Annotated in this window: 26 protein-coding genes and 1 tRNA gene; 10 read left to right on the forward strand and 17 right to left on the reverse strand. The window is 70.1% G+C overall.

What is annotated here, in order from left to right:
* Nucleotides 1-199: 199 nt before the first annotated feature.
* Together ACQEVC_RS04940 and ACQEVC_RS04945 are read right to left on the reverse strand one after the other, a co-directional pair.
* A complete protein-coding gene (locus ACQEVC_RS04940) occupies nucleotides 200-859 on the reverse strand; it encodes a response regulator (protein WP_432873749.1) in 660 nt (219 codons plus the stop codon).
* Nucleotides 856-2,022 carry a sensor histidine kinase gene (locus ACQEVC_RS04945; protein ID WP_432873751.1) on the reverse strand — a complete coding sequence of 389 codons (1,167 nt, stop codon included), beginning with the start codon at nucleotides 2,020-2,022 and terminating at the stop codon, nucleotides 856-858. The genes ACQEVC_RS04940 and ACQEVC_RS04945 overlap by 4 nt, the downstream gene beginning before the upstream one ends.
* A 192-nt stretch (nucleotides 2,023-2,214) precedes the next feature.
* Here ACQEVC_RS04945 and ACQEVC_RS04950 point away from each other — a divergent pair, with 192 nt between their 5' ends.
* From ACQEVC_RS04950 to ACQEVC_RS04965, 4 genes are read left to right on the forward strand one after another with little or no spacing between them, the layout of a single operon-like run.
* Complete coding sequence (locus ACQEVC_RS04950) at nucleotides 2,215-3,615, forward strand: hypothetical protein (protein ID WP_432873753.1); 1,401 nt, start codon at nucleotides 2,215-2,217, stop codon at nucleotides 3,613-3,615.
* Entirely contained in the window at nucleotides 3,612-4,013 is a 402-nt protein-coding gene (locus ACQEVC_RS04955; protein ID WP_432873755.1) for a FixH family protein, read from the forward strand. The genes ACQEVC_RS04950 and ACQEVC_RS04955 overlap by 4 nt, the downstream gene beginning before the upstream one ends.
* Nucleotides 4,014-4,017: 4 nt before the next feature.
* Nucleotides 4,018-5,112 carry a hypothetical protein gene (locus ACQEVC_RS04960; protein ID WP_432873756.1) on the forward strand — a complete coding sequence of 365 codons (1,095 nt, stop codon included), beginning with the start codon at nucleotides 4,018-4,020 and terminating at the stop codon, nucleotides 5,110-5,112.
* Complete coding sequence (locus tag ACQEVC_RS04965; RefSeq protein ID WP_432873757.1) at nucleotides 5,105-5,632, forward strand: hypothetical protein; 528 nt, start codon at nucleotides 5,105-5,107, stop codon at nucleotides 5,630-5,632. Before ACQEVC_RS04960 ends, ACQEVC_RS04965 begins: the two co-directional genes overlap by 8 nt.
* A gap of 370 nt (nucleotides 5,633-6,002) precedes the next feature.
* Here the strand turns inward: ACQEVC_RS04965 and ACQEVC_RS04970 are convergent, their stop codons facing one another.
* Nucleotides 6,003-6,869, reverse strand: a complete 867-nt coding sequence (locus ACQEVC_RS04970) for an NAD(P)H-binding protein (protein WP_432873759.1) — start codon at nucleotides 6,867-6,869, stop codon at nucleotides 6,003-6,005.
* 98 nt (nucleotides 6,870-6,967) lie between these two features.
* On the opposite strand from ACQEVC_RS04970, the gene ACQEVC_RS04975 reads away from it, so the two are divergent.
* Nucleotides 6,968-7,711: a TetR/AcrR family transcriptional regulator gene (locus ACQEVC_RS04975; protein ID WP_432873761.1), complete on the forward strand. Its 744-nt coding sequence runs from the start codon at nucleotides 6,968-6,970 to the stop codon at nucleotides 7,709-7,711.
* Nucleotides 7,712-8,123: 412 nt separating this feature from the next.
* On the opposite strand, the gene ACQEVC_RS04980 is transcribed toward ACQEVC_RS04975, so the two are convergent.
* The 3 genes from ACQEVC_RS04980 to msrB form a co-directional block, all read right to left on the reverse strand.
* On the reverse strand, nucleotides 8,124-9,305 hold the full coding sequence (locus ACQEVC_RS04980) for a low temperature requirement protein A (protein ID WP_432873763.1): 1,182 nt from the start codon (nucleotides 9,303-9,305) through the stop codon (nucleotides 8,124-8,126).
* Between the two features lie 783 nt (nucleotides 9,306-10,088).
* Complete coding sequence (gene msrA, locus ACQEVC_RS04985; RefSeq protein WP_432873764.1) at nucleotides 10,089-10,595, reverse strand: peptide-methionine (S)-S-oxide reductase MsrA; 507 nt, start codon at nucleotides 10,593-10,595, stop codon at nucleotides 10,089-10,091.
* A gap of 9 nt (nucleotides 10,596-10,604) precedes the next feature.
* Nucleotides 10,605-11,084, reverse strand: a complete 480-nt coding sequence (gene msrB / locus ACQEVC_RS04990) for a peptide-methionine (R)-S-oxide reductase MsrB (RefSeq protein WP_432873766.1) — start codon at nucleotides 11,082-11,084, stop codon at nucleotides 10,605-10,607.
* Between the two features lie 402 nt (nucleotides 11,085-11,486).
* Here msrB and ACQEVC_RS04995 point away from each other — a divergent pair, with 402 nt between their 5' ends.
* Together ACQEVC_RS04995 and ACQEVC_RS05000 are read left to right on the forward strand one after the other, a co-directional pair.
* Nucleotides 11,487-11,825 (forward strand): SDR family NAD(P)-dependent oxidoreductase, encoded by a 339-nt coding sequence (locus tag ACQEVC_RS04995; protein ID WP_432873767.1) that lies wholly within the window; start codon nucleotides 11,487-11,489, stop codon nucleotides 11,823-11,825.
* Between the two features lie 176 nt (nucleotides 11,826-12,001).
* Nucleotides 12,002-12,919: an NADP-dependent oxidoreductase gene (locus ACQEVC_RS05000; RefSeq protein WP_432873769.1), complete on the forward strand. Its 918-nt coding sequence runs from the start codon at nucleotides 12,002-12,004 to the stop codon at nucleotides 12,917-12,919.
* A 447-nt stretch (nucleotides 12,920-13,366) separates the two neighbouring features.
* Here ACQEVC_RS05000 and ACQEVC_RS05005 read toward each other — a convergent pair whose 3' ends face one another.
* The 4 genes from ACQEVC_RS05005 to ACQEVC_RS05020 form a co-directional block, all read right to left on the reverse strand.
* A complete protein-coding gene (locus ACQEVC_RS05005) occupies nucleotides 13,367-13,777 on the reverse strand; it encodes a GNAT family N-acetyltransferase (RefSeq protein ID WP_432873770.1) in 411 nt (136 codons plus the stop codon).
* Nucleotides 13,778-14,025: 248 nt separating this feature from the next.
* Nucleotides 14,026-14,319 carry a DUF6510 family protein gene (locus ACQEVC_RS05010; protein WP_432873772.1) on the reverse strand — a complete coding sequence of 98 codons (294 nt, stop codon included), beginning with the start codon at nucleotides 14,317-14,319 and terminating at the stop codon, nucleotides 14,026-14,028.
* Between the two features lie 2 nt (nucleotides 14,320-14,321).
* Nucleotides 14,322-15,062 carry an FAD-binding oxidoreductase gene (locus ACQEVC_RS05015; RefSeq protein WP_432873774.1) on the reverse strand — a complete coding sequence of 247 codons (741 nt, stop codon included), beginning with the start codon at nucleotides 15,060-15,062 and terminating at the stop codon, nucleotides 14,322-14,324.
* A complete protein-coding gene (locus ACQEVC_RS05020) occupies nucleotides 15,032-15,628 on the reverse strand; it encodes a sulfite oxidase-like oxidoreductase (protein ID WP_318400313.1) in 597 nt (198 codons plus the stop codon). Before ACQEVC_RS05020 ends, ACQEVC_RS05015 begins: the two co-directional genes overlap by 31 nt.
* A gap of 428 nt (nucleotides 15,629-16,056) precedes the next feature.
* Here ACQEVC_RS05020 and ACQEVC_RS05025 point away from each other — a divergent pair, with 428 nt between their 5' ends.
* Both ACQEVC_RS05025 and ACQEVC_RS05030 read left to right on the forward strand, forming a co-directional pair.
* Nucleotides 16,057-16,386: a hypothetical protein gene (locus tag ACQEVC_RS05025; protein WP_432873776.1), complete on the forward strand. Its 330-nt coding sequence runs from the start codon at nucleotides 16,057-16,059 to the stop codon at nucleotides 16,384-16,386.
* A 141-nt stretch (nucleotides 16,387-16,527) separates the two neighbouring features.
* Nucleotides 16,528-17,172 carry a TetR/AcrR family transcriptional regulator gene (locus ACQEVC_RS05030; protein ID WP_432873778.1) on the forward strand — a complete coding sequence of 215 codons (645 nt, stop codon included), beginning with the start codon at nucleotides 16,528-16,530 and terminating at the stop codon, nucleotides 17,170-17,172.
* 400 nt (nucleotides 17,173-17,572) lie between these two features.
* Here the strand turns inward: ACQEVC_RS05030 and ACQEVC_RS05035 are convergent, their stop codons facing one another.
* On the reverse strand, nucleotides 17,573-17,995 hold the full coding sequence (locus tag ACQEVC_RS05035; protein ID WP_432873780.1) for a DUF5709 domain-containing protein: 423 nt from the start codon (nucleotides 17,993-17,995) through the stop codon (nucleotides 17,573-17,575).
* Nucleotides 17,996-18,602: 607 nt separating this feature from the next.
* On the opposite strand from ACQEVC_RS05035, the gene ACQEVC_RS05040 reads away from it, so the two are divergent.
* Nucleotides 18,603-19,031: an OsmC family protein gene (locus ACQEVC_RS05040; RefSeq protein ID WP_432873782.1), complete on the forward strand. Its 429-nt coding sequence runs from the start codon at nucleotides 18,603-18,605 to the stop codon at nucleotides 19,029-19,031.
* A gap of 405 nt (nucleotides 19,032-19,436) precedes the next feature.
* On the opposite strand, the gene ACQEVC_RS05045 is transcribed toward ACQEVC_RS05040, so the two are convergent.
* The 6 genes from ACQEVC_RS05045 to ACQEVC_RS05070 all read right to left on the reverse strand — a co-directional run bounded on the left by ACQEVC_RS05045 (nucleotide 19,437) and on the right by ACQEVC_RS05070 (nucleotide 26,628).
* Nucleotides 19,437-19,510: transfer RNA gene (locus tag ACQEVC_RS05045), tRNA-Ala, on the reverse strand.
* 96 nt (nucleotides 19,511-19,606) lie between these two features.
* Nucleotides 19,607-20,437 (reverse strand): divisome protein SepX/GlpR, encoded by an 831-nt coding sequence (gene sepX, locus ACQEVC_RS05050; RefSeq protein ID WP_432873784.1) that lies wholly within the window; start codon nucleotides 20,435-20,437, stop codon nucleotides 19,607-19,609.
* Between the two features lie 220 nt (nucleotides 20,438-20,657).
* Nucleotides 20,658-21,299, reverse strand: coding sequence for a GNAT family N-acetyltransferase (locus ACQEVC_RS05055; RefSeq protein ID WP_432873786.1), 642 nt, complete (start codon nucleotides 21,297-21,299; stop codon nucleotides 20,658-20,660).
* A gap of 186 nt (nucleotides 21,300-21,485) precedes the next feature.
* Nucleotides 21,486-22,805, reverse strand: coding sequence for a molybdopterin molybdotransferase MoeA (locus ACQEVC_RS05060; protein WP_318400299.1), 1,320 nt, complete (start codon nucleotides 22,803-22,805; stop codon nucleotides 21,486-21,488).
* A 22-nt stretch (nucleotides 22,806-22,827) separates the two neighbouring features.
* Nucleotides 22,828-23,784, reverse strand: a complete 957-nt coding sequence (locus tag ACQEVC_RS05065; protein WP_432873788.1) for a UTP--glucose-1-phosphate uridylyltransferase — start codon at nucleotides 23,782-23,784, stop codon at nucleotides 22,828-22,830.
* A 9-nt stretch (nucleotides 23,785-23,793) separates the two neighbouring features.
* Complete coding sequence (locus ACQEVC_RS05070) at nucleotides 23,794-26,628, reverse strand: diguanylate cyclase (RefSeq protein WP_432873790.1); 2,835 nt, start codon at nucleotides 26,626-26,628, stop codon at nucleotides 23,794-23,796.
* Nucleotides 26,629-26,677 lie beyond the last annotated feature (49 nt).

Below are 26,677 nucleotides of genomic sequence, written 5' to 3' on the forward strand. Positions count from 1 at the left end.
TGGCGGCCTGGCGGTGCCGACCTCCCCGGACCGCTCGCCGGGCGGACCGAGCACGATCAACTGCGTGATTCGGCACCGGAACGGGTGCCCACGAGGCGGAGCGAGCTTCGACGGCGTGGCGACCACGGCCGCACCGATCGAGGTGCACGGTGCGGGGGTGTCCGACCGGTACAGGTCGGCCGCGCATGACGACTTCAGGCTACTTCCTGCCGGGAGTGACCAGTCCCGTCTCGTACGCCAGGACGACGGCTTGGACCCGGTCGCGCAGGTCCAGCTTCTGCAGGATCCGGCTCACGTGGGTCTTCGTGGTCTGCTCGGCGATGTACAGCACGGCCGAGATCTCGGCGTTCGACAGGCCGAGCGCGATCTGCCGCAACACCTCGCGCTCCCGGTCGGTGAGGATGTTGAGGACGGTGGCCGACACCGACGGGTCGGGACGGGCGGTGACGAAGTTCTCGATCAGGCGTCGGGTGATGGAGGGCGCGAGCAGGGCTTCCCCGGCGGCCACCACCCGGACGGCCCGCACCAACTCCTCCGGCTCGCTGTCCTTGAGCAGGAAGCCACTCGCGCCGATCCGCAACGCCTCGTAGATGTAGTCGTCCAGATCGAACGTGGTGAGCATCAGCACGCGCGCGGGATGCGGGCCGGCCAGGATCTCCCGGGCTGCCGCCAGACCGTCGAGCACCGGCATCCGCACGTCCATCAGGACGATGTCGGGCAGCAGGCGCCGTGCCCGGTCGACGCCGACCCGACCGTTCTCCGCCTCGCCGACGACCGTGACGCCCTGCTGAGCCGCGAGGATCGCCCGGATGCCCGCACGGATCATCGCCTGGTCGTCGACGATGAGGACGCGGATCACCCGGTTCCTCCGATCGGCAGTCGCGCCGCCACCCGATAGCCTCCCTCGGACCGCGCGCCGGTGTGCAAGGTTCCGCCGAGCAGCCGTACGCGCTCGCCCATGCCGTACAGCCCGTGACCGCCTTCAGCGGATGTCGGGGCGTCGCGCACCGAACTCTCGTTGACTATTTCGAGGTGCAACGCGTCGGGTACCTGTCCTATTGTGACCGTCGTACGAGCTCCGGGGGCATGCCGGATCACGTTGCTCAACGACTCCTGGACGATCCGGTACGCCGCCGCGCCCACCGTCTCCGGCAGGTCCGGCACCGACCCGCGCACCTCCACCGGCACCCCGGCCCGACGCGCCGACCGCACCAGGTCGTCCAACTGGTCCAGGCGCGACACCGGGGCCAGCGTCGGATCCGCGCTCTCCTCGCGCAGTACCGTCAACAGTTGCCGCATCTCGCGGATCGCCGAACGTGCCCCGTCCGCGATGCGGACGAACTCGGCCTTCGCCTCCGGGTCGACGTTCGGCAGCCGGTACGACGCCGACGTGGCCTGCATGTGAATCACCGACATGCTGTGCGCCACCACGTCGTGCAGCTCGCGCGCGATCCGGGTCCGCTCGATCGCCACCGCCCGCCGACTCTGCTCCGCCGCTATGTCGCGCCGGGCGTCCGCGAGCTGCCGCTGGATCGTCGCGCCGTGCCGCACCACGATCGCGGCGATCAGCATCAACGCCGAGTTCGTGGCGTAGACGACCAATGTCGTGTCGGCGGCGTCGATGCTGTGGCTGCGCGGGTCCAGCACCACCCGCAGGATGCACAGCAACAAGCTCCCCCACCACAGCGCCAGCACCGGCCGCCAGCCGTGACGCACGCCGATGAGCCCGATGTGGGCGATCAGCCCGATCATGCCCGGAACGGTGAGCGGCCACGTCGGTACCTCGGTGACCGGTATGAAGGCCGACAGGGTGCCCAGCGCGGCGAGGTGCAGTACGGTCGCGGCCACCGGGCGCACGAGCAGCAGTGGGAGCGCGGCGGACTGGGCGGTGACGGTCACGAAGGTGAGCACGACCGGAGTGCCGTAGGTGGAGACGTCGACCGGCAGGCTGACGACCAGGAGCACCAACGCCACGGCGCCGGTGCCGAGCCACCAGAATATTCCGAGCTCCTTGGCCGGCACGGGCCGAACGATACCGGTCGGGTCGTGCCCGGGGCGTCACCCCACAGAGGTAGGCCGGCCAGTACGCCGGGGTGACGCCCGACCGCAAACCGCGGGCTCATCCTTCGACTCATGGATGTCGTGCGGCAAGGGGCCCGGGCGCCGGCGGAGAACGGTCGCGCCTGGCGGCGAGTGTGGACGACGTGCTTGCCGATGGCTGTCGTAGCGGTACTCCACGCGGCGCTCGGTGGCGCCGGCCCGGCCTCCGCCGACGGTCCGGCGGTCGGCGCCGACATCCACCTGGCGCAGACGATGGCCGGCCGGGACCTGACCGTGATCGTTCGCCGGACGGACCGGCCACCGGCCCCACTGCGGGTCGACGTGGTGACGCACGCGGGTTCGCCCGCGGGGCGGCTGGCACTGCGAGCGAGCACCGCGGGAGAGACCGTGAGCAGCACGACGATCGACCTCGGCGCGTCCCCGGGCTTCCACGCCGCGACGCTGCGGGTGGACCGGACCGGCCCCTGGGAACTGGCGCTCGACGACGGTACCCAGGTGGCCACGATCCCGTTCGTCGTACCCGCAGCGGTCCGGCCGCCCTGGGAGAACGCCGTCTACGGCGGTTTCGTCGTGGCCGGCGCCCTTCTGCTGATCGCCCTCGGCCTGGCGGCGTTCGGCCGGGTCGGCGCCGCGCTGGCGCCGGCGGGGGGCACGGTCGCGGGGCTTGCGGTGGCGGTCACCGCCGCGGTTCTGTCGTCGACGATCGTTCCGCCTTCCCCGCCCGGCACGCTGCTCGATCCCACCGTCGCCAACGTCAACGACCCCTACCGGCAACCGCCCTCCGTGGACTTCTCCCGTCCACCGGTGAATCTGACGACCCGCACGGCAGGCCGCGACCTGCACCTCCGGCTGACCGACGGTGCGACCGGCCGTCCGGTGGACGACCTGCTGGTGCACCACCACGCGTTCCTGCACCTGGTGGTGGTCTCCCCGTCCGGCGGCATGCGACACCTGCACCCCGTCCGGGTGGCGCCCGGCGACTACCGGGCCAGGCTCGATCCCAGCGAAGCCGGCGTACACGCCGTGACGGCGGAGCTGGCCAGGCGCGGTGGCGGCGTCCAACACGTACGCTCGGCGGTGCACGTCTCCGCGCACCCGTCGGCGGTACGAACCGGCGCCGCGCAAGCCGGTAGCGCCGGTTGCCGCCGGATCGCCACGGCCTCCGCCACGACCGCCAGTGCCTCCTGCACGCTGTCGAAGGAGATCCGGCCGGCCGGCACGGCGAGCACGATCACGGCGGATTTCGGCTCGCCGACCCTGCAACCGTGGCTGGGCATGCTCGGACACATGATCGTCGTGGGCCCGGTGGACGGAACGACAACGCCGGTGACCGCCCCCATCTGGGCCCACGTGCACGCGATGCTTCCGCAGCCGTCCGCAGCACGGGACGCACCCGACGAGAGCATCGCCTCGTTCGGCCCGCAGATCCGGTTCACGTACACGTTCCCGTTGCCGGGCAGGTATCTGGCCTGGGTGCAGGCGGCGCGGGGCTACTCGGTGATCACCGTCCCGACGGTGGTCGAGGTGCCTGCGGCAGGCGGGGGACAGGGATGAAGACAGCCGTCGTCGCGACCGTGACCGGGCTCGTCGCCGTCGCCGTCGCCGCGCTCCTGTGCTGGCCGAGCGGCACCGAACCGGAGATATCCACCGTCCGCACCGCCGGGTACGAGGTGAGCCTCATGGTGCAGAGCCCGAAGCGCGGCGCGAACACGCTCGACTTCGAGATCACCGACCTTTCGGACCGGCCGGTCACCGTGGACGAGGTCGGCGTGGAACTCGCGATGCCGCAGATGGGCCACGCGTTGCCACCGGTCGCCGCCACCCGGACCAGGCAGGGGCGATACCGCGCGCCGAACGTCGACATCCCGATGTCCGGCCAGTGGGACGTGACGGTGATCCTGCCCGGCACCGAGAAGGTCGTGCTTCCCCTACTGGTCAACGAAAGGGAGTAGATCCATGATCGCGACTGCGTCGGTGACGACGCCATCAACCAGAAGGGTGCCGCACGGCCTGGCCCCGGCCGGTCTCGTGCTGTGCGGCGCACTGCTCTCACTGGTCGGCATGGCCTGGGACATCCAGTGGCACAACGACGTCGGCCCGGACACCTTCTTCACCCTGCCCCACCTGGTGCTCTACCTGGGCAGTGCGACGGCCGGGCTGACCAGCCTGGCGGTCGTGCTGGCGACCACGGCCGCGCGGCGTCAGGGACGCCCGATCGACCCGAGTGTCGGCGGCCGCCCGGTCGGCGTCTTCGGCCGGACCTTCACCGCACCGGTCGGCTACCTGGTCGCCGGCACGGGAGCGGCGCTGTTTCTGCTCTACGGGTTGTGGGACGAGTGGTGGCACAGCCTGTACGGCTTCGACGTCATGCTCGCGTCCCCACCGCACAACGGTCTGCTGCTGTCGATCCAGCTAACCATGACCGGGGCTCTGGTGGTCTTCGCGTCCGCGCGGGAGCGCCGCTGGGGCGCGATCGGCATCATCATGACGATATCGACGTCGGTGGCGTTCGGAGTGGTGACGACGGCCGGGGTCGAGGGGCTGCCGATCGACGACGACATCGCGGCGCCGGTCGGCACCGTGTTCATGTGCGCGTTGCTCGTGACCCTCGCCGCCCGCGCCCTGGACTGGCTCGGCAGCGCGGTCACCGTCGCGGTGGTGGTCGCGGCCATCCAGGCGGTCCTGTGGTGGTTCGCGCCATGGGCCACCAGGGTGTACGCGAACGCGAGCGGCCTGCCGCTCCGCGACTACACCGAAGGCGTTTCGCAGCACGCCGCGAGGATTCCGATGCTGCTGGTCGTGTTCGGCGTGCTCGTGGCGGCTCTGCGGCGGCAGCCTGCCTGGCTCGTCGGTGGGATCGGGGGTGCGGTCCTCGGCGTCGCCGCCCCGCTTCAGCAGGCGTGGCTGTACGGTCTCGACCGGCCGGCGACCGCCGACGTCATAGTGGTGGCGACCGTCGCGGCGCTCCTCGCCGCCCTGGCCGGGTTCCTCGGTGCGCGCTGCGCCGAGATCCTGCGACACGTCATGCGGCAGGAGGCGAGTCATGCGTAGATCCCTCGTGGTACTGGTGACCGCGCTCGGCCTGCTGCTCGGCTGGGTGGTGCCGGCTTCGGCGTACGAGCCGGTCAGGGTCGTGCACGCCGAACGGGTCCAGGCCGGCCCCTACGGTGTCACGGTCGGCTTCAGCACCTGGCCGGTACGCGCGATGCGATCGCTGGACTTCACCTTCGCCCCGGATGGCGGGATCGCCGGCAAGTCCGGGGTGTTGGAACTCATCGGCCCGGACGCCCACTACACCGTCCCGCTGGCTCGACACCCGCGCAAACGCGAGGTGTGGGGACTCGACACGGAGAGCCTGCGGTTCGCCGGCAACTGGACCATGCGGTTCACCGTCGACGGACCGGCGGGGAAGGGCGTCGGTGAGTTCCGCCACCTCGATGTGCTGGAGCAGCCCGGCCCACCGTTCGCCCTGAGCTGGTCGGTGAGCACGCTGCCGCTGCTCTGCCTGATCGCGCTGATCGTGGTGGCCTGGCGCCGCACGCGCACGAAGGTGCGCGCGGTGGCCGCCTGACCACCTTCGCGCGCGGGCCACCGGCCCGGGTGCCTTACTCCCCCGAACCGCGGCCGGCCCGACATCCCCCCGTTCGGGCCGGCCGCCCGTGGGTCCGCTCCCGCCCGGGCCGAGGATCGCCGACGTTTCGAGGTCCTGGCTGAATCGACCGGTCGCCACGATCACGTTGCTTGATCGAGGTCCCGTAATGCGTCTACCAGACCCAGCCGGGTGACGAGTTTGGTCACGGCGAGGACTCTCGCCCGTCCGGTGACGGACGTGTCCGGTACCTCCCCACCCCGGCCGCTTGGCACGCAGAGCCTTCATCGAACACGCGAACCACCCGAACAAGACGTCCTCTCAGGTGGGCGGTGCCGTGACGTGATTCGCTCTAAGTAGTGGTCCTGGTGAGTCCTTCCAGGATCGAACGGACAGGCGTGGCTCTGCGCTGGAGGAGGTTCTCGAGTTCGGGACCGGTGGTAGCGAATTCCCTGCGGCGTGCGGCGCGGAACATGCCGAGCAGCATCGTCGCCTGATCCGCGGGCACACCATGTCCGATCATCGCGGCTGTCCACTCGTCGTCGTCGGCGACGACACGGCGGATGGTGCGTCCGGTGAGTTCGGTGAGGATGCCGGCGACGTCCGCGAGGTCGAGCGCGTCCGGCGCGGTCAGCGGCGGGGTCGGGCCATCGAACCGGCCTTCGTCGGCGAGGATGGTCGCTGCCGCTTCGGCGAGGTCGGCATGGGCGGTCCAGGACACGGGCCCATCGGCCGGTGCGACGAGTTCGCCGGTCTCGAGGGCCCGGCCGAGCAGATGCCGGAGGGTACTGGCGTAGAACCCGTTCCGCAGTGCCGTGGACGGCGTGTCCGTCTTGGACAGGTAGCGCTCGGTGGCGGCGTGGTCAGGCATCGGCGCGAAGAGCGAATCTTCGGCGGCGCCCTGGTGGCTGGTGTAGAGAATGCGCTCGGCTCCGGAGTTGCGAGCGGCGTCGATCGCCGCGACGTGCTGGGCGACCGCCGCCGCGCCTGACTGGTTGGTCGAGACGATGAGCGCCTGCGTTGCGCCCTCGAACGCATCGGCGAGGGAGTCGGGCTCGGTGAAGTCGCCGCGCCGTACCCGCACTCCGCGGGCGGCCAGGTCGCCAGCCCGGGCGGTGTCGCGGACGCTGACGCCGACCTGGTCGGCGGAGACCCGGTCCAGGAGCCGATCAACGATCTGGAAGCCGAGTCGGCCGGTGCCGCCGGTGATGACGATCATGTCAGACCTCTCCATTGCTAACACTGGAACGGTATTTACTGTATCAGTGTTAGCAACAGAGATAACAAGAGTGCGTTATCGTTGGAAGCATGGCAGAGGTGAGGCTGGACAGCGCCAGTAGGCACAAGACGCGAGCGAGCATCGTGGAGTGCGCGGCACGGCTCCTGCGTGAGCAGGGGGCGGGCGCGGTCACCACCCGCGCGGTCGCGCAGGCGGCCGGCATGCAGGCGCCGACCATCTACCGGTTCTTCGAGGACAAGGAAGCGCTGCTCGACGCCGTCGCCGAACATGTCTTCGCCACCTACGTAGCCGAAAAGACCCTCGTCCACGACAGCGGCGACCCGGTTGCAGATCTTCGCGCGGGCTGGGACACGCACATCGGCTTCGGTCTTGCCAACGCCGCGCTGTTCGGCCTCCTCACCGACCCCAGCCGCGGGGCTCGTTCACCGGCGGCGGCCGCCGGCCTGGAGGTGCTGCGCGCCCGGGTGCACCGCGTTGCGGAGATCGGCCGGCTTCGGGTCCCCGAACGGCGCGCCGTCGAACTCATCCACGCCGCCGGCACCGGCGCCGTGCTCACCCTGCTCTCCACCCCGCCGCAGCACCGGGACCTCCACCTTGCCGACGCGATGTACGAGGCGGTGATGCGATCGATCCTCACTGACGTGCCGACGCTTCCCGCCGACAGCACGGCCGCGGCCACTGTCGCGTTCCGGGCCCTCGCACCGACGCTGCCCATGCTCACCGACGCCGAGCGCGCCCTGCTCGCCGAGTGGCTGGATCGAGCAGGTGACAGCACCCCAATGCCGCAACCGGTCCCGGCCAAGACCGCCGAGCGTCCCTGACAAGCCAACGCCTCGACGCCGAACCGAGCCTGGGTCTGTCAAACGAACGGCCCTGTCTCACATTCGTTTCACAGTCCCGCCGTCAGCGGCCAAGAACGCCAAGGTCGTCCTCGCCTGACGCCCCGCAGCGCGGACAGACCCACCCCGCCGACGAACGCCCCATCCGGACCGCACCGCAGCGACCGACCCGCCCGGCGAGCGCGGTCGCGGACGATGACGCTCTGCTCGCCGAGTTGCGCTGCGCTGTTCAACCAGCGTCCGGAGCACCGCCCGAGCAGGTGCCGGTCCGGGTCCGGTCGCGGGTCCTCGCATTGACCCGGATGACGCTACCTGCGGAGACTGGTCTGTCGCACTGGTCGAGTCGGGAGATGGCGCGAACAACACCAAGTAAACCGATCAGGATCACGCGCCACTAGCCGGGTGGTGACGGCGGCTCGGGCGGGCGTTTGCGGGCGCGGGCTGTGTCGGATATGGCGATCCCGGTCAGGACGAGGGCGGCAGCGGCGGCGACCACGACTGGCGGCAGGGGGAGCATCGCCGGTGTCAGGGCGGCCAGCGCAAGGACGCCGATCGGTCGGGACCGGGACACGCGGCCGAATACCGCGTGCTCGAAGCGGGCGCGCCCGGCCAGGTACAGCGCGGGTCCGCCGAGGATGACGGCGATCCAGGCCGGTGGGGTGTGCCCGAGTGGATGGGCGATGACAAGTTCGTCGCCGACGGCGGCGGCGACCACGCCGGCCACCATGGCCAGATGGGCGTAGGACGTCGATCTGGCGAGGCGGACCGGGTCGGCAGACATGGCAATCGCCTCCGCCAGGACTTGCCCAGCGCGGTAGATGTAGATCCGCCACAACAGCACGGTGGTCGCGATCGACACTGCGAACGCGGCGGCCCCGTCCGGCGCGAAGCCGCTGCTGCTCAGCGCCAGTCCGGTGACCAGGATCAGCTCGCCTAGCGCGATGATGAAGAACTGCCGGTAGCGCTCGGCCAGATGCTCGCCCGAGATCACAAGGTCTTGGCTGGGCGTACGGCCCGCCCCCGGGGTGGGGAAGCCGATTCTGCCTGCCGTGTGGTCAAGGACCACCGCGAGTGCCCACAACGCGCCACGCGTCGTGCCGTGCACGAACGCCCCCGCGATCCACGGCAGCGCCGACAGGCCGTACCAGAACAGCCCGCGCACGCCGGTGCGCCGCAGTTCGCGGCCACGCAGAACGGCCACGAGGACGAGCCCGCGGCCGAGCTGGATGGCGACGTAGGCGCCCGCGAAGATCAGGCCTGTGTCGCCGAATGCCTCGGGTACCGCGGCCGCCATCACCAGGCTGCCGACCATGGTCGCGATGACCAGCGCCTGGATTACCGGTCGTTGCTGGTCCGTCCGGTCGGTCAGCCACGCGGTGCTGGACCAGACCCACCACATGGCCCCCAACAGCACCAGCGTCCGGAAGGCACCGCTCCACCCGAGATCCTCGGCCAGGCCGCGCGAGAGCTGAACGAGCGCGAGGACGAACACCAGGTCGAAGAAGAGTTCCAGGAACGTGGCCCGCTGTGGATCCCCGGCTTTCCGCACCAGCTCGGCCGCCCTGCTCGTCGTCATCGGCTCGCCCGTTCTGCCAGCTCTGCTCCAGGTTTGGGGGCATTCTGACATGCGGAAGCAGCGGTGACCGCAGACGTGTCGCCACGGACCGGATCGAGCGAGTTGCGTTACACGTACGGGCGACGGTCGAGGCGGGCGAGTTCCTTCCATCCGTCGCCGCTGGATCGGATCAGCTTGTCGACCTTGGCCAAGCGTCGAGCCGGTGCTACCGAGGGCGGAGTGTGTCACCCAGGTCCTGATACCGGACAGCTAGCTGCCGGCGTTGGAACTTGCTGTACGTCTTGACGCCGGACTGAACGTGCCGCAGGCCCCGCCTGCTGGCCGGCTGCCGGCTGTCCTGCTCGGCGGGCTGCCCTTGACGCCGGACTGAACGGGCCGCAGGCCCCGCCTGGGCGCGCCGGCCACTGCCGCTCGGCAGCCGTCACGGCTGACGCCAGGCGGATGCGCAAGGTTGCCGTTGGCGAGGTCGACCGCACCGGCCGCCGGACCGCCGCGTCAAGGGCGAGTCGGTCCCGTCGGCTCCGCTCGGGCCACCCTTACTGCCACCGCCGTGGAAACGCCCAAGACGTCGGGCGGCGCGGGCCCGGTCAGCGGTGAGCGCGTCGCGGGCCGGCGCACCTCCCGCAATGCCGCGCACCGGCATCTCGTGCAGCCGATCGAATGCCACGTCTCGCTCGGCACCGGTGCCGGAGAGAGCCGGCACCCATCCGGCCGAGTCCTCGTCCAGGCCGACCACCTCGGCCCCGGGCCGGCGCGCGGACCCGGGGTCCGCGCGCCGGGGTGTCAGGCCGTCGCCCGCTTCGGGAGCTTCCACCCGGGGCGGGGAAAGTGGCAGGTGTAACCGCTGGGGTAGGTCTGCAGGTAGTTCTGGTGCTCGGGCTCGGCCTCCCAGAAGTCGCCTGCCGGGGTGACCTCGGTGACGACCTTGCCGGGCCACAGGCCCGAGGCGTCGACGTCGGCGATCGTGTCCTCGGCGACCCGCTTCTGCTCGTCGCTGGTGTAGAAGATCGCCGAGCGGTAGCTGGTGCCGATGTCGTTGCCCTGGCGGTTCTTCGTCGAGGGGTCGTGGATCTGAAAGAAGAACTCGAGCAGCGCGCGGAAGTCGGTCTTCTCGGTGTCGTAGACGACCTCGATGGACTCCGCGTGAGTGCCGTGGTTGCGGTAGGTGGCGTTCGGGACGTCGCCGCCGCTGTAGCCGACGCGCGTGGACACGACGCCGGGCTGGTGGCGGAACAGCTCCTCCATGCCCCAGAAACAGCCGCCGGCAAGGATCGCCTTTTCGGTGGTCACGTCGTCTCCTTACTTGTCGTCGGCGCCAGTGTTGGTGTTACCCGTGAACAGGGTGCGGTATTCGCCGTACCCCGCGTTCTCCAGGTCATCGAGGTGGATGAACCGCAACGACGCGGAGTTGATGCAGTAGCGCAGTCCACCCTTGTCGGGCGGACCGTCGTTGAAGACGTGGCCGAGGTGGCTGTCCCCGTGCAGCGAGCGGGCCTCAGTCCGGATCATCCCGTGGCTGGAGTCTCCGCGCTCAATGACGTTCGTCTTGGTGATCGGCTTCGTGAAGCTCGGCCAGCCGGAGTTGCTGTCGTATTTGTCGACCGATGCGAACAGCGGCTCGCCGGACACGACGTCGACGTAGATGCCGGGCTCGTGGTTGTCCCAGTAGGCGTTGGCGAACGGGCGCTCGGTGCCGTCCTGCTGGGTCACACGGTACTGCTCCGGGTCGAGCCGCGAAACGGCCTCCGGGTTCTTGTGGTACTGGGTCTGCTGGGGCACAGCGCTCCCTTCCCGGCCTTTCGGCGTGAAGCTGAGGAACGAGGTGAAACGCACCCGGGCCTGCAAAGGTACAGACACCGTACGGGCTGGTTATATTCCCGCAGCCCCTACTTTTTGTGGACTATAAAGTCCAGAAGAGATGTCCGGAAGTACTCGGCTTGGCGCCGTCGTTGCGGTAGGGGCCTGGGTAGGTCGTCTCCACCGTAGCACCCGCTTGACTCCAAGAGTGGACTTGACCGGCCAGTTCTACTGCGACTAGGTTCGGGGCGTCCGACTGGGTGCCTCCCGCTGGCGAACTGTCCGACGTGCCCACCCGCGCCGGGTTCTACGGACGTCGCGCCACTCCCGGGGAACCGGGTGTGCCAGCCCAAATCGCGATTCTGTGGAGAAGGTACAACTGTCATGAGTGAGAGTTTCGAGGGCCGTAAGGTCGTGGTCGTCGGCGGCAGCAGCGGCATGGGCCTCGCCACGGCTCATCAAGTGGGCGCCGGGGGCGGCACCGCCGTGATCACGGGCCGGGACCAGGACAAGGTCGGGGCCGCGGTCGAAGCGTCGTCGCAGAACGGAAAGGCGTGGGGCATCACGGCCGAGCTGACCGACCGTGACCAGGCGCCCGAGGTCCGAAGCAGCTCACCGCCGAGCACGCCGACGCGATCCTGCTCGTCAACGCCACGGGTTTCTTCATCCCGAAGGCGTTCGGCGAGCACGATGAAGCCTTCTACGACTCGTACAACGAACTGAACCGCGGCGCCGTTTACCGACGACTTCGCTGTCGCGCTCGTTCCTCGACACCCTCGCGCCACAACCGCTACCGATCAACGTGGTAAGACGCCGAGGCCTGGCGCCGCTAATGCTGGTGAAACGAAATTTGCTCCTCGTGACCGTGCGAACGAGGACTGGATACAAGGAGGTACCGGATGAAGGCGATTGTAGTAACGGACGAGGCCACGGGAACGGCCGGGATGACGCTGGTGGAGCGGCCCGAGCCGGAACCGGCGCTGAACGACGTCGTCGTGCAGGTTCATGCGTCGGGATTCGTCCCGACCGAGCTGACGTGGCCCTCGACCTGGACCGATCGCCTCGGCCGTGACCGGACGCCGTCGATCCCTGGGCACGAGCTGGCCGGAGTGGTCACCGCTCTCGGCTATGGCACGACGGGACTGACTGTGGGACAGCGGGTGTTCGGCCTCACTGACTGGACTCGCGACGGCACCCTGGCGGAGTATGTGGCCGTCGAGGCGCGTAACCTCGCGCCGCTGCCCGGAGACGTCGACTTCACGGTGGGCGCGAGCCTGCCGATCTCGGGCCTGACCGCGTGGCAGGGACTGTTCGAGCACGGCCGCCTTCAGGCGGGGCAGAGCGTCCTCGTGCACGGCGCGGCCGGCGCGGTCGGTTCGATGGTCACGCAGCTCGCACGTGAGTTCGGCGCCTACGTCATCGGCACCGGACGCGCCGCCGACCGTCAGAAGGCGCTCGACTTCGACGCGCAGGAGTTCGTCGACCTCGAGAACGACGCCCTCGAAGACGTCGGCGGAGTCGATCTGGTGTTCGATGTCATCGGCGGCGACATCGGGAAGCGGTCCACGGGCCTGATTCGAGCCGGAGGAACGCTGGTGTCCGCCGTCGGGCCGCCCGAGGCACGGCCCGCGGACGGCCTGGCGGTCGATTTCGTCGTCCTGCCCGATCGCGCCCAACTGGGTGAGATCGTCCGGCGGGTGCGGGACGGACGGCTGCGGACGAACATCAGCAACGTCGCGACCCTCGACGACGCCGTCGCCGCTCTCAACCCGACCGAGCGGATCACCGGGAAGCCGATCATCCGCGTCCGTGCGTGAGGACTCAGGGACAGCGAGCGGTACTGCCCTCCTTGTCGAGCAGCCTCAACGGCGTGGCAAGGTCGGGCGACTCATACCGGAAGACGTCATCGGACTAGTCCGCTACCTCCTGGGTGGGCACCCGGCGTAACCAGCTCCCGGCAGCCCGGAGGAGATCACGAACGCGGTGTCGCGCTCCTGCTGTAGGGCAAGTCGAGCTGGCTGACCGGCGCCATCACCGACGTCGACGGGCTTGCCGAGCGCATTGCGGTACTCGTCGCCGACGCCCACCTAGCCTTCGCGCGATGAACCCCGCCGTGGGGGACGCCTGAACCTTCTCAGCGGGTCGGCGCACGTTCAGACGCGACGACGCGTGTTCAATGAACCTTTTTCAACCTGAACCGCACAGCGCGCACGCACCGCATCCGACCTTGCGGTCCACCGGACCGCAAGGGGAGGTTGAAAGGTTCAATGCCCGTGCCCGGCTGTGTGCGAACCAGGGAAAGCCGGGTCTAGAACGTCGGCATATTCCGGATGAGCATTGACGAATGCTGCCGCGAACGGGCACCTGACGGTGGCGGTCTTTCCTTGCATGCGCAGCTTGTCGAGGACGCCGCCGATGAGCTTGGCGGCTACTCCCTTCCCGCGGAACTCGGGGAACACGGATGTCGCCGACAGTATGACGCGGCTCCCGACCTTGCTGTAGACGAGCCCAGCGGCTGTCCGACCCCCTATCGCGGCCTCGTAGATGCCGAGTTCACTGTTGTCGGTGATGACGAGGTCTTCCGCGTCGGGCGCGGTGGCTCCCGACAGGTTCGAGCCACCCGAATCTTGCTCGGCACCGGTCAACGTGATCATATCCTCGGCGTTGCTCGCCATGTTGTCTCCTGAATCTCGCGTCTGGTCAGCGACCTGGCAGTGCCCAGTCAGGTCGGATGAAGTGGCAGGAGTATCCCGCCTCGGAGTATTGCGTAACCGACGTCGGCGACGTTGGCATCGTCCGAGTGCGCCATGATTGAACCTTTTTCAACCTGAACCGCGCGGCGCTCACACACCGCGTCCGACCTCGCCCTCCGACGAACCGCAAGGGGAGGTTGAAAAAGGTTCATTGGCCGGATTCTCAGCGTTCAGGCAGTCGGCACCGGGAGGCTGAGGACGAGCGACCCACGCAGGTCGATCAGGACACGGCCGGCCGTGCGCACCACGCGCATGACGACGTCCTCGCAGCCGGGACATCGGGCGACGAGGCCAGGCGCTCGGTCGAACACGCGCATCACGGCCAGCGGACGGGTCGTCCGGCAGCCGGCGCAGGTGAGTTCGGCAACGGTGAGGTCGGTCCCCATGATCTCGCCGAGCGGTCCGGCGAGGGCGTTACCGTCCACCCAGGGTGCGTCGTCGGCTCCGACGTTGGTGGTCGACATTGTCATCCTCCGGTGGGTCCGAATCGTTCAGTGCGGATGTTCGCGGGATCGTGGCCGATGTCCACGAGGAGGTCGGCAACGGTCTCGACGAATCCGGTGGGCCCGCAGACGAACGCCACAGCGTCGGCATCGCGGGGCCAGGCGACGCGGGCGAGGGCGTCCGCGTCCAGTCGTCGGGGTGGGGCCGGCCAGCCGGAGGGCGCGACCCTGGTATAGAGGTGTGTGACGGCGACACGCCCATCGCCTGCGGCTCGTGCGATTGCAAGATCCGCGGTGAACAGCGCATCGGACGGGGATCGGGTCGAGTAGAGCAACCTGGTGGGATTCGTCGCCGCACGCACCATCGACATCAGGGGCGCCACGCCGGACCCGCCGCCGATCAGCAACGCCGGGCGCGGATCGGCGGGTCGGCGTACGAACCAGCCGCCGAGCGGTCCACGGATCTCGAGTTGGTCACCCGGCCCCGCCACGTCGACGAGGTACGGCGAGACCTCACCGTCGGTCACCGCTTGGACGGTCACCTCGAGCCTTTCGGGCCCCGGGGCGGACGAGATCGAGTAGCTGCGGTACGCCGTGTAGCCGTCGGGAGCCGTCAACCGGACGTCGACGTGCTGGCCCGGCACGTGACCTGCCCAGCCGTCGACGTCGAGGACGAGGGTCCGCGCCGTCGCAGTCTCCGCCCGGGTGGCGGCGACGGTTGCCGGCTGCCAGGTCAGTCTGCCCGGTACCGCTGCTCGCGCCATGGGTCGCCGTAGTTGTGGTAGCCGGCCGTCTCCCAGAACCCGGGCTCGTCGTCGAGACGCAGTTCCAGTGCGCGCAGCCATTTCGCGCTCTTCCAGAAGTACAGGTGAGGAATGAGGAGACGAGCTGGGCCGCCGTGCACCGGCACCAGCGGCTCGCCGTCGAACTCGTACGCCACCCAGGCCCGACCGTCGAGAAGGTCCTCGAGCGGGACGTTCGTGGTGTAGCCGCCGTAGGAGTGGGCGATGACGTATTCGGCCGTAGTCTCGACGTCGGCCAGCAACGTGTCCACCGAGACGCCTCGCCAGCTCGTGCCGAACTTCGACCAGTGCGTGACGCAATGGATGTCCACGGTCGGCTCGTCGGCAGGCAGGGCGGTGAACTCCGCCCATGACCACGTGCTCCGCTCGCCGGTCTCGGTGACGACGGCGAGCTCCCACTCGTCGAGGCCGATGCGTGGTGTCGGTCCCGCCGACAGCACCGGGAAGTCGTCCGTGCGGTACTGGCCGGGCGGGAGGTCGGTGTCGTCGCGTCTGCGGCCGCCGAAGCCGCGTGTGATCACTGCCATGCGCCCCTCCCATGTGGCCGGGCGGCCGCGGCCCCGCTGCCACCCCGTGCTTCCACCCGACCGATGGATGTCGATGTGGCACCCGCCCATGACGTCATCGTCAACGAGTGCCCCGGTGATGAGATTCTCCGCGGCGAGGACGTGGTCGCCCGCAATTCCGAGGTAAATGAACTGGACTCTCACGTCCGTAATATGCTGGGGTGACGTCGGTCGGCAAGCCTTGCTGACCGTCGGTGGTTTAGAGTAGCACCAGCACTGCTGACGGTCGTGGCGACGCGTCCCTGTCTGGCCGACGACTCTGCAGCAGGACTGGAATGGACGATAGCGTCCATATAATGTGGTAGATCGTTCCGAGTTGGTCGTTCGGCACGTCGTCGCCGCCGCGAGATGGCGGCGGCCAGTGTCTTGCCCGAGGTCAGGAGAGTTCGATGGACGCTGTTCCCTGCGGTGGGGACGTTGTCGACGGCCAGCCGGTCGATGCGACGGACATGATCGCCGCCCTGACCGCCGCACAGTTGGTGTTCCAGGACGGTGCGACTCAATCGTTCACGGCGCACGGCCGAACGACCTACGTCGACAGGGGCACACCGTCAGCGGGCGAGTGGTCTGTTACGGGTGACGGGACCTTCGCTTCCTTCTGGCCGCCGACATACCGGGCGACGTACACGGTCCGGTGGATCGTCGAGGACGGGGTGCGGGTGGGCGTCAGCTTCACGGATGCCCGGAGCGGAGTCCGCTACGACGGCCGGTACCGGTGACCGGACGAGATTCGAGCCATACGTGGAATCACGATCGGCTCGGTGCTTCCTCCCGGCAGATTGCTCGACTCCGGCTCAGGGCACTCTCCTCGTCCGCATGACGATCCCTGTCCGCGGGAGGGAGGTCAGTAGAATGGCCACGTGGAGGAGCGCTCGAGCCAGGCCACGACCTCGCGGTTGACGGCGCGTGGCGCGAAGACGAGGTCTCGGATCGTCGGGACGGCAGCCGACCTGATGCGCGTACGAGGTGTCGGTGGTACGACCCTCGACGACGTCATCGTAGCTAGCAACGTTAGCAAGTCGCAGCTATACCGGCACTTCGAAGACAAGCAAGCGCTGGTGAGGGCGGTCATCGAGCTTGTGGGGGACCGCACGATCGCCATTGAACGCGAACGGTTGAGCAAGGTGATGACGTTCGCAGGACTGCGGCGTTGGAGGGACGCCCTGGTCGAGAACAACGCCCTACAAGAGGGCAGGTACGGGTGCCCATTGGGTTCGCTGGCAAATGAGGTTTCTGATCAGGACTCGATCGCACGGAAGAGACTCCTCGACCTGTTTTCGGCGTGGCAAGAACTCTTCGAAGATCTCCTGCGACGGTTTCAGAAGGCGGACCTCATCCCACAAGAAGCCGACGTCTCACAACTAGCCACGGGCCTCTTGGCAGCCGTACAGGGTGGCTACCTATTGGCGCAGGCGTCCCGCGACGTCACACCAATGGCTTCCGCGATCGACATGGCCCTAGCGCATCTTCACACGCTACACAGCAAGCGGAATGCGGCATCATGAAGGCCACGTGGGAAGCCCTGCCGTCTCTGCTTACCTGGAATACCCTGTCGCCGCAGCACGAAGAAACTGCATGACCTTTTCCGCCGGCACCTCACACGGCCTGAGGATTGGCCCCTCAGACGTGATCCAGACGTTTGCACCGAGTTGCTCGGTGGCGCCGAGTCGCTCCGCGTTGATGGAGACCACTTTGCCTCCTGCGTGAGTAGCACGCGTAACACCCCAAGCTCGTCCAGCTACCTCCGCACGCGTCCAACCCTCTGGGATCGCCCTCAGCAGCGTCTCGAGCTCCTGATCCCGTCCCCCGTCCATGGCCAGATCCTCCTGTCGGGCCGGTAGCTCACAAGCCGGTCGGAACCGGATGGTGTCACCTGAGTATCAGCAAGCCCATGCACCCCGACGCCTACACCCCGAACAGGTCGTCGGGGATTATATGAATCGCTGCCTCCTCCGCGGAAGCGCCCCCGCCGTCGATGCCAACGTCCTCGGCCTGAAGATCCGACGACGGGTCGTCAGCATCCTGAGTGGCCCAGACAAGCCGACCCGCCCTCAAGTATCCGACCTGGTCGTCGATCGGCTCGCCGTTAGTATCGGATGCGTCACCAATCCCATCACCGACCTCTTCAGCCGCGATGTCGGGAACCTCACGGGCAAGTCTCCGGCTTACGGGCTCGTGTGTACTAGCTTCGTAGGCAGTCACCCCCCAAGCCAGGCTTCCGATTGGGCGATCAAGCGGCGAGTAACCCGGGCCATCAACGTCGTCGCCAAGCTCCTCGTCATCGAGACTCTCATCCGCTGGCAGCAGTCCCGGAACGTACTCGTCCATAAGGTCTCCTCTGATCCTGAATCGCTCGAACTCATCCCGCCGTCCGGTCCTTCCTCTTCACCTCCGCCTGTCGGTCCGTAGGCTGGGCAACCGCCGGCTCCCCGCCCAGATAACCGTCAGCGGCCAGGAAACTGCGGATCTTGCGGTGTGCATCGAAAACGGTCCGCAGATCGCTCCTCGACTCGATCCAGACCAGGACACCATCGGAGCATCGATGTTCCTCATGTTGCCCGGATTGAGTCCGCCCGTGTCGCGGTAGGCGACGACGATCGCCGCCCGATGCGTGAACGACGGCAACATCTTAGCCAAAGCGGACTGACGAGTCCATCTCCGATTTGGTGTTGAGCGAGTTCAGTGGAGGTCGTCTTGAGCCCTAGCCGCTCTCGTCGCAGGTGAAGAAGCCCAGAGGTGATGGCCCACGAGGGCCGAGCGGTTCTGGCGGCGAGCGATCAACTGGACTATATAGTCCGCGAGGGCTAGCCTGCGGAGGCACTCGGTCATGGGGTGATACGCCCGGCCACAGCCCCCCGCTCAGACTGCGGCTCGGCTGCTGCTGGGTCCGCGTACCCGGACCGCCACCAACAGGATCTACAGGAAGGCACGACTGATGGAAACCGACCAGGATCGTGTCGTCGCATCCGCCCGAGTTGTCCTTCCGGCCACTGAACGCCGGCGCACGGACATGACCACCCGCGGCTTCACGTTCGTCGCCGATGAACCGCACAACGGCGCACTCGGCGAAGGCCCGACACCGACGGAGTACCTGTTGATGGCGCTCGCGTCGTGCACTGCTCAGACGCTGCGGCAGTACGTCGACTACAAGTACGACACCGCCGGTGACATCGCCGTCGAGATCCACTACCACGAACCCGAGCAGGAAGGCGCAGAGCGTTACCTGCAGCGAACGATCACGCTGAGCGAAGAACCTGACCCCGACGACTTGAAGGTGATGCATGACATTGCCGAGAAGTCCCCGGTGACCCTGCTGATTCAGTTCGCGTGGAGCGTGCGGACCGAGTTCGTCGGGCCGCGCTGAAAATCAGACCGCCTGCTACTCGGCGATCAGGGCCGAGCCGCAAGCGGTTGTCGTTCCGCCCTGGTGTCTCGTGATCCTGTTGTTTTTGCCTGAGGTGTGTCGTGGTTTGCTGTGGCCGTGAAGTTGTCGTCGGGTGAACGGGCCGAGCTCCGGGCGTTGATCAACGGCACGGAGGTGTCGGCGGCGGTCGGTACGCGGGCGCGGGCGCGGGCGCGGGCGCGGATCGTGTTGTAGCACGCCGAACCACGGATGAAATCGTCAAGTCTTCAGCGCGAACAGACCCGCGCCGCCGACGAACGTGGTCGCGCCCAGCCGTTTGCGGGGGTTTTCGGGGGGTGATTCAAAATCGCATGGACAAACTTCAGGCCCTGATCAGCATTCTTGCTGGTCAGGGCCTGAATTATGTGGAGCTGAGGGGATTTGAACCCCTGACCCCCTCGATGCGAACGAGGTGCGCTACCGGTCTGCGCCACAGCCCCTTGACCAACCCACCGAACCGGCGGGCCGGCGCCAAGGCTAACAGGTCGGCCGGTCCGAGCGCGAACCAGCCCCGCCGACACGTCACCCCACGCCGGTCACCGTCCGCCGGCCTCGTAGGGGCGCCCACGCAGGCCGCCGGCCCGCCGGTAGGAGACCGAACCCGCCGCCCGGCCGCCCCCACTGGCCGCCGGTGGCAGGTCGACCGTCCGGTTCATCCCCAGCGCCGCCCGGCGTACCGCTTCCCGCTGGGCCGCCAGGCGACGCTGCGCCTCCCGACGGGCCTGCGCCCGGCGGGCCTGGGCGCGCCGGACCTCCGCCTGCCGGGCGGCCAGCCAGGCTGCCTCCCGGGCCTGCATCCGCCGCCGGCGGCGATCGGCGATGGCCCGGCTCCGCAGGTGTACGAGGTACGCGCACAGCAGCGTGCCGGTGGCCGCGAAGCCGATCCAGAAGCCGGGGCTGACCAGCACCACCCCGACCAGCTCGACGAAGTTGAGCAGCAGCAGGGCGGCGAAGACCCGGCGCCGCCGGTAGACGGCCGGGGTGTGCCGGGCGGGCGGTGGCCGCCGCCGGGCCGGTCCCGGGGTCCGGGGCACCGAACGCAGTCGGCGGCTCCGCCGACCGTTCCCCGGCGGACCGGAGACCGGCGTGCCGGGACCGGCGGCCGGCGAGACCGGTTCGGCGCCCGCAGCGTCAGGAGGCGGAACGCCGGCACGCAGGGTGATGATTCGGGTGCGGGGCGGGTTCACCGGCTGCCGCCCCGGGACACTCCGGCGCCGTCGGCGGCGCTGGAGCACCCGCGCCGTCGACTGCGCCCGCTCCGCGGCCAGCCGCTCCGTGGCGTCGTACCGGCGGACCAGTGCCGGCGCGAGGGCGAGCAGACCGGCTGCGGCGAGGACGGCGAGGAGCACCGAGGCCGGCACCCTCATCCCTCCCGTCACCCACCTCGGGGCAACCGACCGGACGAGCACCTCACGCACCGCCGGGTACGTCCACGGCAGGCGCGGACCAGCTCCCGGAGCCGGCGCGGGTCCGTCCGACGTTGCCGCACGTCCCGATTACTTCAGGTTACGGGGACACACCAGGAATATCGTGCGGCGCGCCGGCCGACCAGCGACTAAGAAGATCAACAGGGGCGGCGCCGCGGGGTCAGGAGGCGGCGGCGCGCAGCCGGTGCCAGCGGGCCAGCAGGCCGCCCTCCCGGATGACCTCCTCGCTGGTCATCGCGTAGCCGATGTGGTCACGCCAGGCGCCGTCGATGTGCATGTATCGCGGGTGGTACGCCTCCTCGCGGAAGCCCAGCTTCTCCACCACCCGCCGGGACGGGCCGTTCTCCGGCCGGATGTTGACCTCGATCCGGTGCAGTCCGCCGGGCCCGAACGCGTGGTCGACGGCGAGCGCCATCGCGGTCGGCATCACGCCGCGCCCGGCCACCCGGCTGTCCACCCAGTAGCCGGCGTACGCCGAGCAGAACGCCCGGCGCACGATGTTGCCCAGGTTGAGGTGCCCGACCAACCGCTCCCGACCACCCTCGACCAGGCAGACCGCGAACGGCATGCTCTCGCCGCGACGCGCCTGTCTGCGCTGGTCACGATAGACCCAGCGGAACGCGGCCGGAGAATTCATCTCGTCCCACCGCCCCGGCGGGGACGACTCCCAGGGTGCCAGCCAGGCCTGGTTGGCGCAGCGCACCTCGGACCAGGCCACCGCGTCCGACCGCCGGTACGGGCGCAGCAGCACCGCCCCGTCCCGGAGTTCGACCGGCCAGCCCGGGGTCGCGGCAAAGTTCACGCCCGGTGTCCCGTCGGCAACCCACGCCTCCTCATCGACGTCCCGACACCCTTCCGCACGCCGTTGCCCGCGCCCCGGCAACCGTCACCGACGCCGCCCCGCAGCATCGCGGCCCGGCCACCGGCCCGGCAGCGCCACGGCACCTCACCGGCGCCGGTCCAACCGTCCGAGAGTCCGGCAGCCCGGTCACCGGCGCCGGTCCAGCAGCAGCACGTCCACCGTGGAGCCGGCCGCCGCGCTGGTCACCCGCTCGCCGAGCACCATCAGGCCGTTCGCCTCGGCCAGCCCGGAGAGCGTGTACGGCCCGCCGCGCAGCGGCTGCACCGTGTAGCCGCCGCCGCGCCGCTCGGCCACGTGCGCCGGCCGGAACTCCCGCAGCCCGGACGGCGAGGAGACCGTCTCCAGCAGATGTGCCCGGACACTGGGCCGGAACACCGGCTCGGCCCCGGCCAGCAACTGGATCGCCGGCCTCGCCAGCACCTCGAAGCCGATCAATGCCGCGCCGGGCTCACCGGGTAGACACACCACCGGCACCTCCTCGGCTCCGACCGTACCGAATCCGAGGGCGCTTCCGGGATAGAGGGCGACCTCCATGAAGGTCACCGGGCTGGCCCGGCCACCATCCCGGCGGGACAGTACCCGGCGGATCATGTCACCCGGGCCGGCGCCCGTACCGCCCGTCGTGATGATCAGGTCGGCCCGGAGCGTCTGGTCCTCCAGCAGACCGCGCAGCCCTTCCGGGTCGTCGTCGCAGATGCCCACCCGGTACGCCAACGCGCCCACCTCGGCCGCGGCCGCCGTCAGCGCGTGCGAGTTGATGTCGACCACCTGCCCCGGCTGGCTGGCCCGGCCGACGTCGACCAGTTCGTCACCGGTCGCCACGATCACCACCCGGGGACTGGGCCGGACCACCACGTGCCCGATGCCGGTCGCCGCGAAGACCGCGACCAGGGCCGGCGAGATGTACGAGCCGGAGCGGGCCAGCAGGGTACCGGCCGGCAGCTCCTCCCCGGCCCGGCGCAGCCCGTAGCCGCGCTTCGGGGTCCGGAAGATCTCCACCGCCGCCATGCCCTGGTCGGTCCACTCCACCGGCACCACCACGTCGGCGGCGATCGGCAGCGGCGAGCCGGCCGCCACCGAGAAGCAGGCTCCCGGGGTCAGCCGCACCGGCCGCCAACTCGCCGCGCCGAGGTCACCGACGACGTTGAGCCGCACCGGGCGGGGATCGCCGAGCCGGCTCGGGCCGTAGCCGCCCGCCGTGCCACCGGTACGCCCCGCACCCGAGATGTCCTCCCAGCGGGCCGCGTACCCGTCGATGGCCGCCTGGTCGAAGGCCGGATAGGCGTGCGGCGCGACGACGTCCTCGGCGAGCACGTTGCCGTACGCCTGGGTGAGGTCGAGGTCGAGCGGGGGAAGCGCCCGCAACCTGCGCAGCACGCTGCCCAGGTAGTCGGCGAGCGGCGTCAGCTCGTTGGCGGCCGCCTCGGCATCGGCCGTCGCTGTCACACCGTCACCTCGCAGCGGGGCGTCATGTGCGGCGGCCGGCGTCGGAGGCGACGAACTCGCCCAGCCACTGCCGGAACTCCGCACCGAGATCCTCGCGCTCGCAGGCCAGTTGCACCACGGTTTGCAGGTAGCCCAGCGGCATGCCGGTGTCGTAACGGGTGCCACGGTAGACGATCGCGTGCACCGGCATGCCCTCCTTGAGCAGCAGACCCATCGCGTCGGTGAGCTGGATCTCCCCGCCGCTGCCCTTTCCGGTACGCCCGATCGCGTCGAAGATCGCGCTGGGCAGCACGTACCGGCCGAGCACCGCCAGGTTGCTCGGCGCGTCCTCCGGCTTCGGCTTCTCCACCAGCCCGGTCACCTCCACCACCTCGCCGAGGTCGGCCAGGCTCCGGTCGGCCGGCGCCACCGAGGCGATGCCGTACCGCTTGGTCTCCTCCGGCGGTACCTCGAAGAAGGCCAGCACGATGCCGCCGGTCCGGGCCTGGAGGTCCAGCATGGCCGGCAGCAGCGGCTCGGAGAGGTTCACGAACTCGTCGCCGAGCATGACCGCGAACGGCTGGTCACCGACGTGCGCCTCGGCGTACCCGACGGCGTGGCCCAGGCCGAGCTGCTCCGGCTGCCGGCAGGTGTAGATCTGCGCCAGCTCTCCCGGCCGGCGCACCGCGGCCAGCAGTTCCGGGTCGCCCTTCTCCGCCAGCCGCGCCTCCAGGTCGGGCCGGCGGTCGAAGTGGTCGACCATCGCGGTCTTGCCCCGGCCGGTGATCAGCAGGACGTCGTCGATACCTGCCTGGGCGGCCTCCTCGACGATGTACTGCAACACCGGACGGTCCACCACCGGCAGCAGTTCCTTCGGCACCACCTTGGTGGCGGGAAGGAACCGGGTCGCCAGGCCGGCAGCCGGGATGACCGCCTTCACCGCCCGTCGTCCGGCCGTCGGCGTCGAGGAGTTGGCTGGGGTAGCTGCGTTCTCCGGCATGTCGCGAGACTATCGGCCACGGCCCTGGCGCGGCGGTTGTGGCCCGGATAACGCGCCGTCCGGGCCGCCGTCCGCGGTGACCGGTCCGTCCGCGCCCGGCCGCCCCGCGCGGGCCGGTCCGTCTCCGCCCGGCCGCCCCGCCCGGCTCGGCCAGCCGCCGCCCGCGCCGATCGTCGGCCGGCCACCCGCCCACGGAAGCCCGTCGTCCGGCGTCGCCGCACCGGCCCGGACCGGAATCTCCTCGACCGTCAGCCGGCCACCGGCGGTGGCCATCTGGTACGTGTCCCGGCCCGCCGCCTTCGCCGCGTAGAGCGCCTCGTCGGCCGCGACCAGCAACTGCGGGCCGGTGGCGGCGTGGTCGGGATAGACGGCGACGCCGATCGACACGGTGACCGAGACCAGGGCCCCGACCGGGGTGACCGCGCCGGGCCGGGGCCGGATCGCCATCGGGGTCTCCCGGACGGCCGCGCCCAGCCGCTCCGCCACCGTTGCCGCGCCCCGGGCATCCGTCTCCGGCAGCAGCACCACGAACTCCTCGCCGCCCTGCCGGAAGGCGAGATCCACCTCCCGCATCGCGCCCCGGATCCGCTGGGCGAACTCGGCCAGCACCGCGTCCCCGGCCGCGTGCCCGTACGTGTCGTTGACCTCCTTGAACCGGTCGAGGTCGAGGGCGAGCACGCTGAGCATCCGGCCGAACCGGCTGGCCCGTTCGATCTCCCGCCGGATCGACTCCTTGAGATAGCGGTAGTTCCAGAGTCCGGTCAGCGGGTCGGTCAGCGACAACCGCTGCGCCTCCTCGTGCATCCGGACGTTCTCCAGCGCCACCGCCGCGTGGTCGGCGAAGGTGCTCAGCGTGACCAGGTCGACGTCGTCGAACTCGTCCGCCCCGAGCCGGTCGTAGAGGGCCAGTACGCCGACCGGCGTCCGCCCCACCCCGAACGTCAGCCCCGGACGCCCGGTACCCGGCCCAGCGGCCGTACCCGGCCAGCCGCCGACGGTCGCCGAGCGCAGCGGCGGCGTACCGGTCCCCGGCTCCGCACCCGGATACGGCACCTGACCGGCCGTACCGGAGGACGGGAACGGCACCGCCACGTATGTCCGGCAGCGCGGCTCGCGGCCGTAGAGGCGCGGCCCGTCCCGGTCCAGCCGGCCCCGGCGCGGCTCACCCGTCGCCACGACCGTGCCGAGCAGCCCCTTGCCGAGCGGTACCCGCAGTGCCGGCGGATCGCCGTGCCGCTGCCGGTCGTCGGCCGGGCGATCCCGACCCGCCCCCGCGGGGCCGCTCCCCCGACCGTCCGCCGTCCCGGTGGCTCCACCGCCCGCAGGGTCGGCGGGGCCACCGCCCGCCGGGTCGGTGCTCCCGTCGCCGGCCGGGTCGATGCCGCCGGAGCTGGCGGGTGCGGCCGGTGCGCGGGTCGACGCCGGACGGGAGAGTCCGACGCCGCGCCGGTCGAGACCTTCGGCGCACTCGCTGACCAGGACTCCGGTCCTCGGGTCGAGCAGCAGCACCACCCCGGCCCGGGCCCCGGTCGCCGCCATCGCGGCCCGGAGCAGCAACTGGAAGATCCGGTGCAGGTCGTGCGAGCTGGCCAGGGTGTCGCCGAGCACGGCAAGCTGCTCACGCAACTGGTGCCGGCTGATCACCAGGGCCCGGAGGTAGGACTCCGCCTCCCGGGTCATCCGGTTGAAACTGTCGGCGAGCCGGCCGACCTCGTCCGGGGACCGGACCGGCACCCGGGTCGCCAGGTCACCCTCGGCGACCCGGTCGGCGGCCCGGGCCAGCTCGGCCAGTGGCCGGGTGGTCGACCGGGCCAGCCGGCCGGCGGCCAGTACCGCGAACACCCCGGCAAGCAGTACGACGATCGCGAGGGGTCCGTACCGGGCCACCGGCGGATCGCGCGGCACCGACAGCACCAGCGCCAGCGGCTGGCCGGGGGCCGGACCGACCCGGCGGACGTACCGGCCCCCGTTCGCCTGGACGATCCTGTCTCCGGAGATCCGCCGAGCGGCGGCGAGCACGGCCGCCCGGGAACCGTTCGACTCGGTACTCGGCGACTCGGCCCCCTGCGGCCCCCCGTCCGGCGCCGCGCTGCCAGCCGGCCCACCACCAACGGACGAAGCGACACCCGGAGAAACGCTGCCAGCCGGACCACCACCAACGGACGAACCAACACCCGGAGAATCGCTGCCGGACGGACCACCACCAACGGACGAACCAACACCCGGGGAAACGGTGCCGGACGGACGACTACCGGAGGTTCCGGGATCCGGGCGTGCGGAGCCTGGCGCCGCGACGGGACCCGGCGGCGGCGCAATCGGGAACGTCGCCGCTGGTCCGGGCAGCTCCCGCAGCAGGGTCACCGCGGTTCCGCTGGCGGCGGCGAGCCGGCGGACGAACGCCGCGTCGAGGACCTGAGCAGTCCAGACCTCGCCGGTCACCGCCCCCGAAGGGTCCCGGAGTTCCACCCGGGCCGCCAGGGCACGCGGCGCCGGGCCGGTGCCGGCCGGCCCGGCGCAGAACGTCCAGGGCCGGGCCGGTGCCGTCGGGGTGACGAAGTCGACCGCACCGGCCGGGCCGGTGATCAGCACGCCGTCCGCCAGTCCTCGCGCCACCGCCTCGGCCGCCGCGCCGGTCCGGCTGGCCGGATCGGCGAGTACGGCCAGCGCGCCGGCCGTGGCGTGCAACTGTTGGCAGAGCGCGCCGATCGAGGTACGGACGGCGTCGGCGGCGAGGTTGAGCCGGTGCTCGGCCCGATGGCGGCTCGCCGTGGCGGCCGTACCGGCGACGGAGAGCGCACCGAGCAGCACCGGCCCGAGCACGACGGCGAGGAAAGCTGTGGTCAAGCGTCCACGCAGCGTCACTCATCCCCCCGGAAGCTCGGCACCCGATGCT

It is taken from the genome of Plantactinospora sp. CA-294935, from assembly GCF_050936445.1.
In the GTDB taxonomy this organism is placed as follows: Bacteria; Actinomycetota; Actinomycetes; order Mycobacteriales; family Micromonosporaceae; genus Plantactinospora.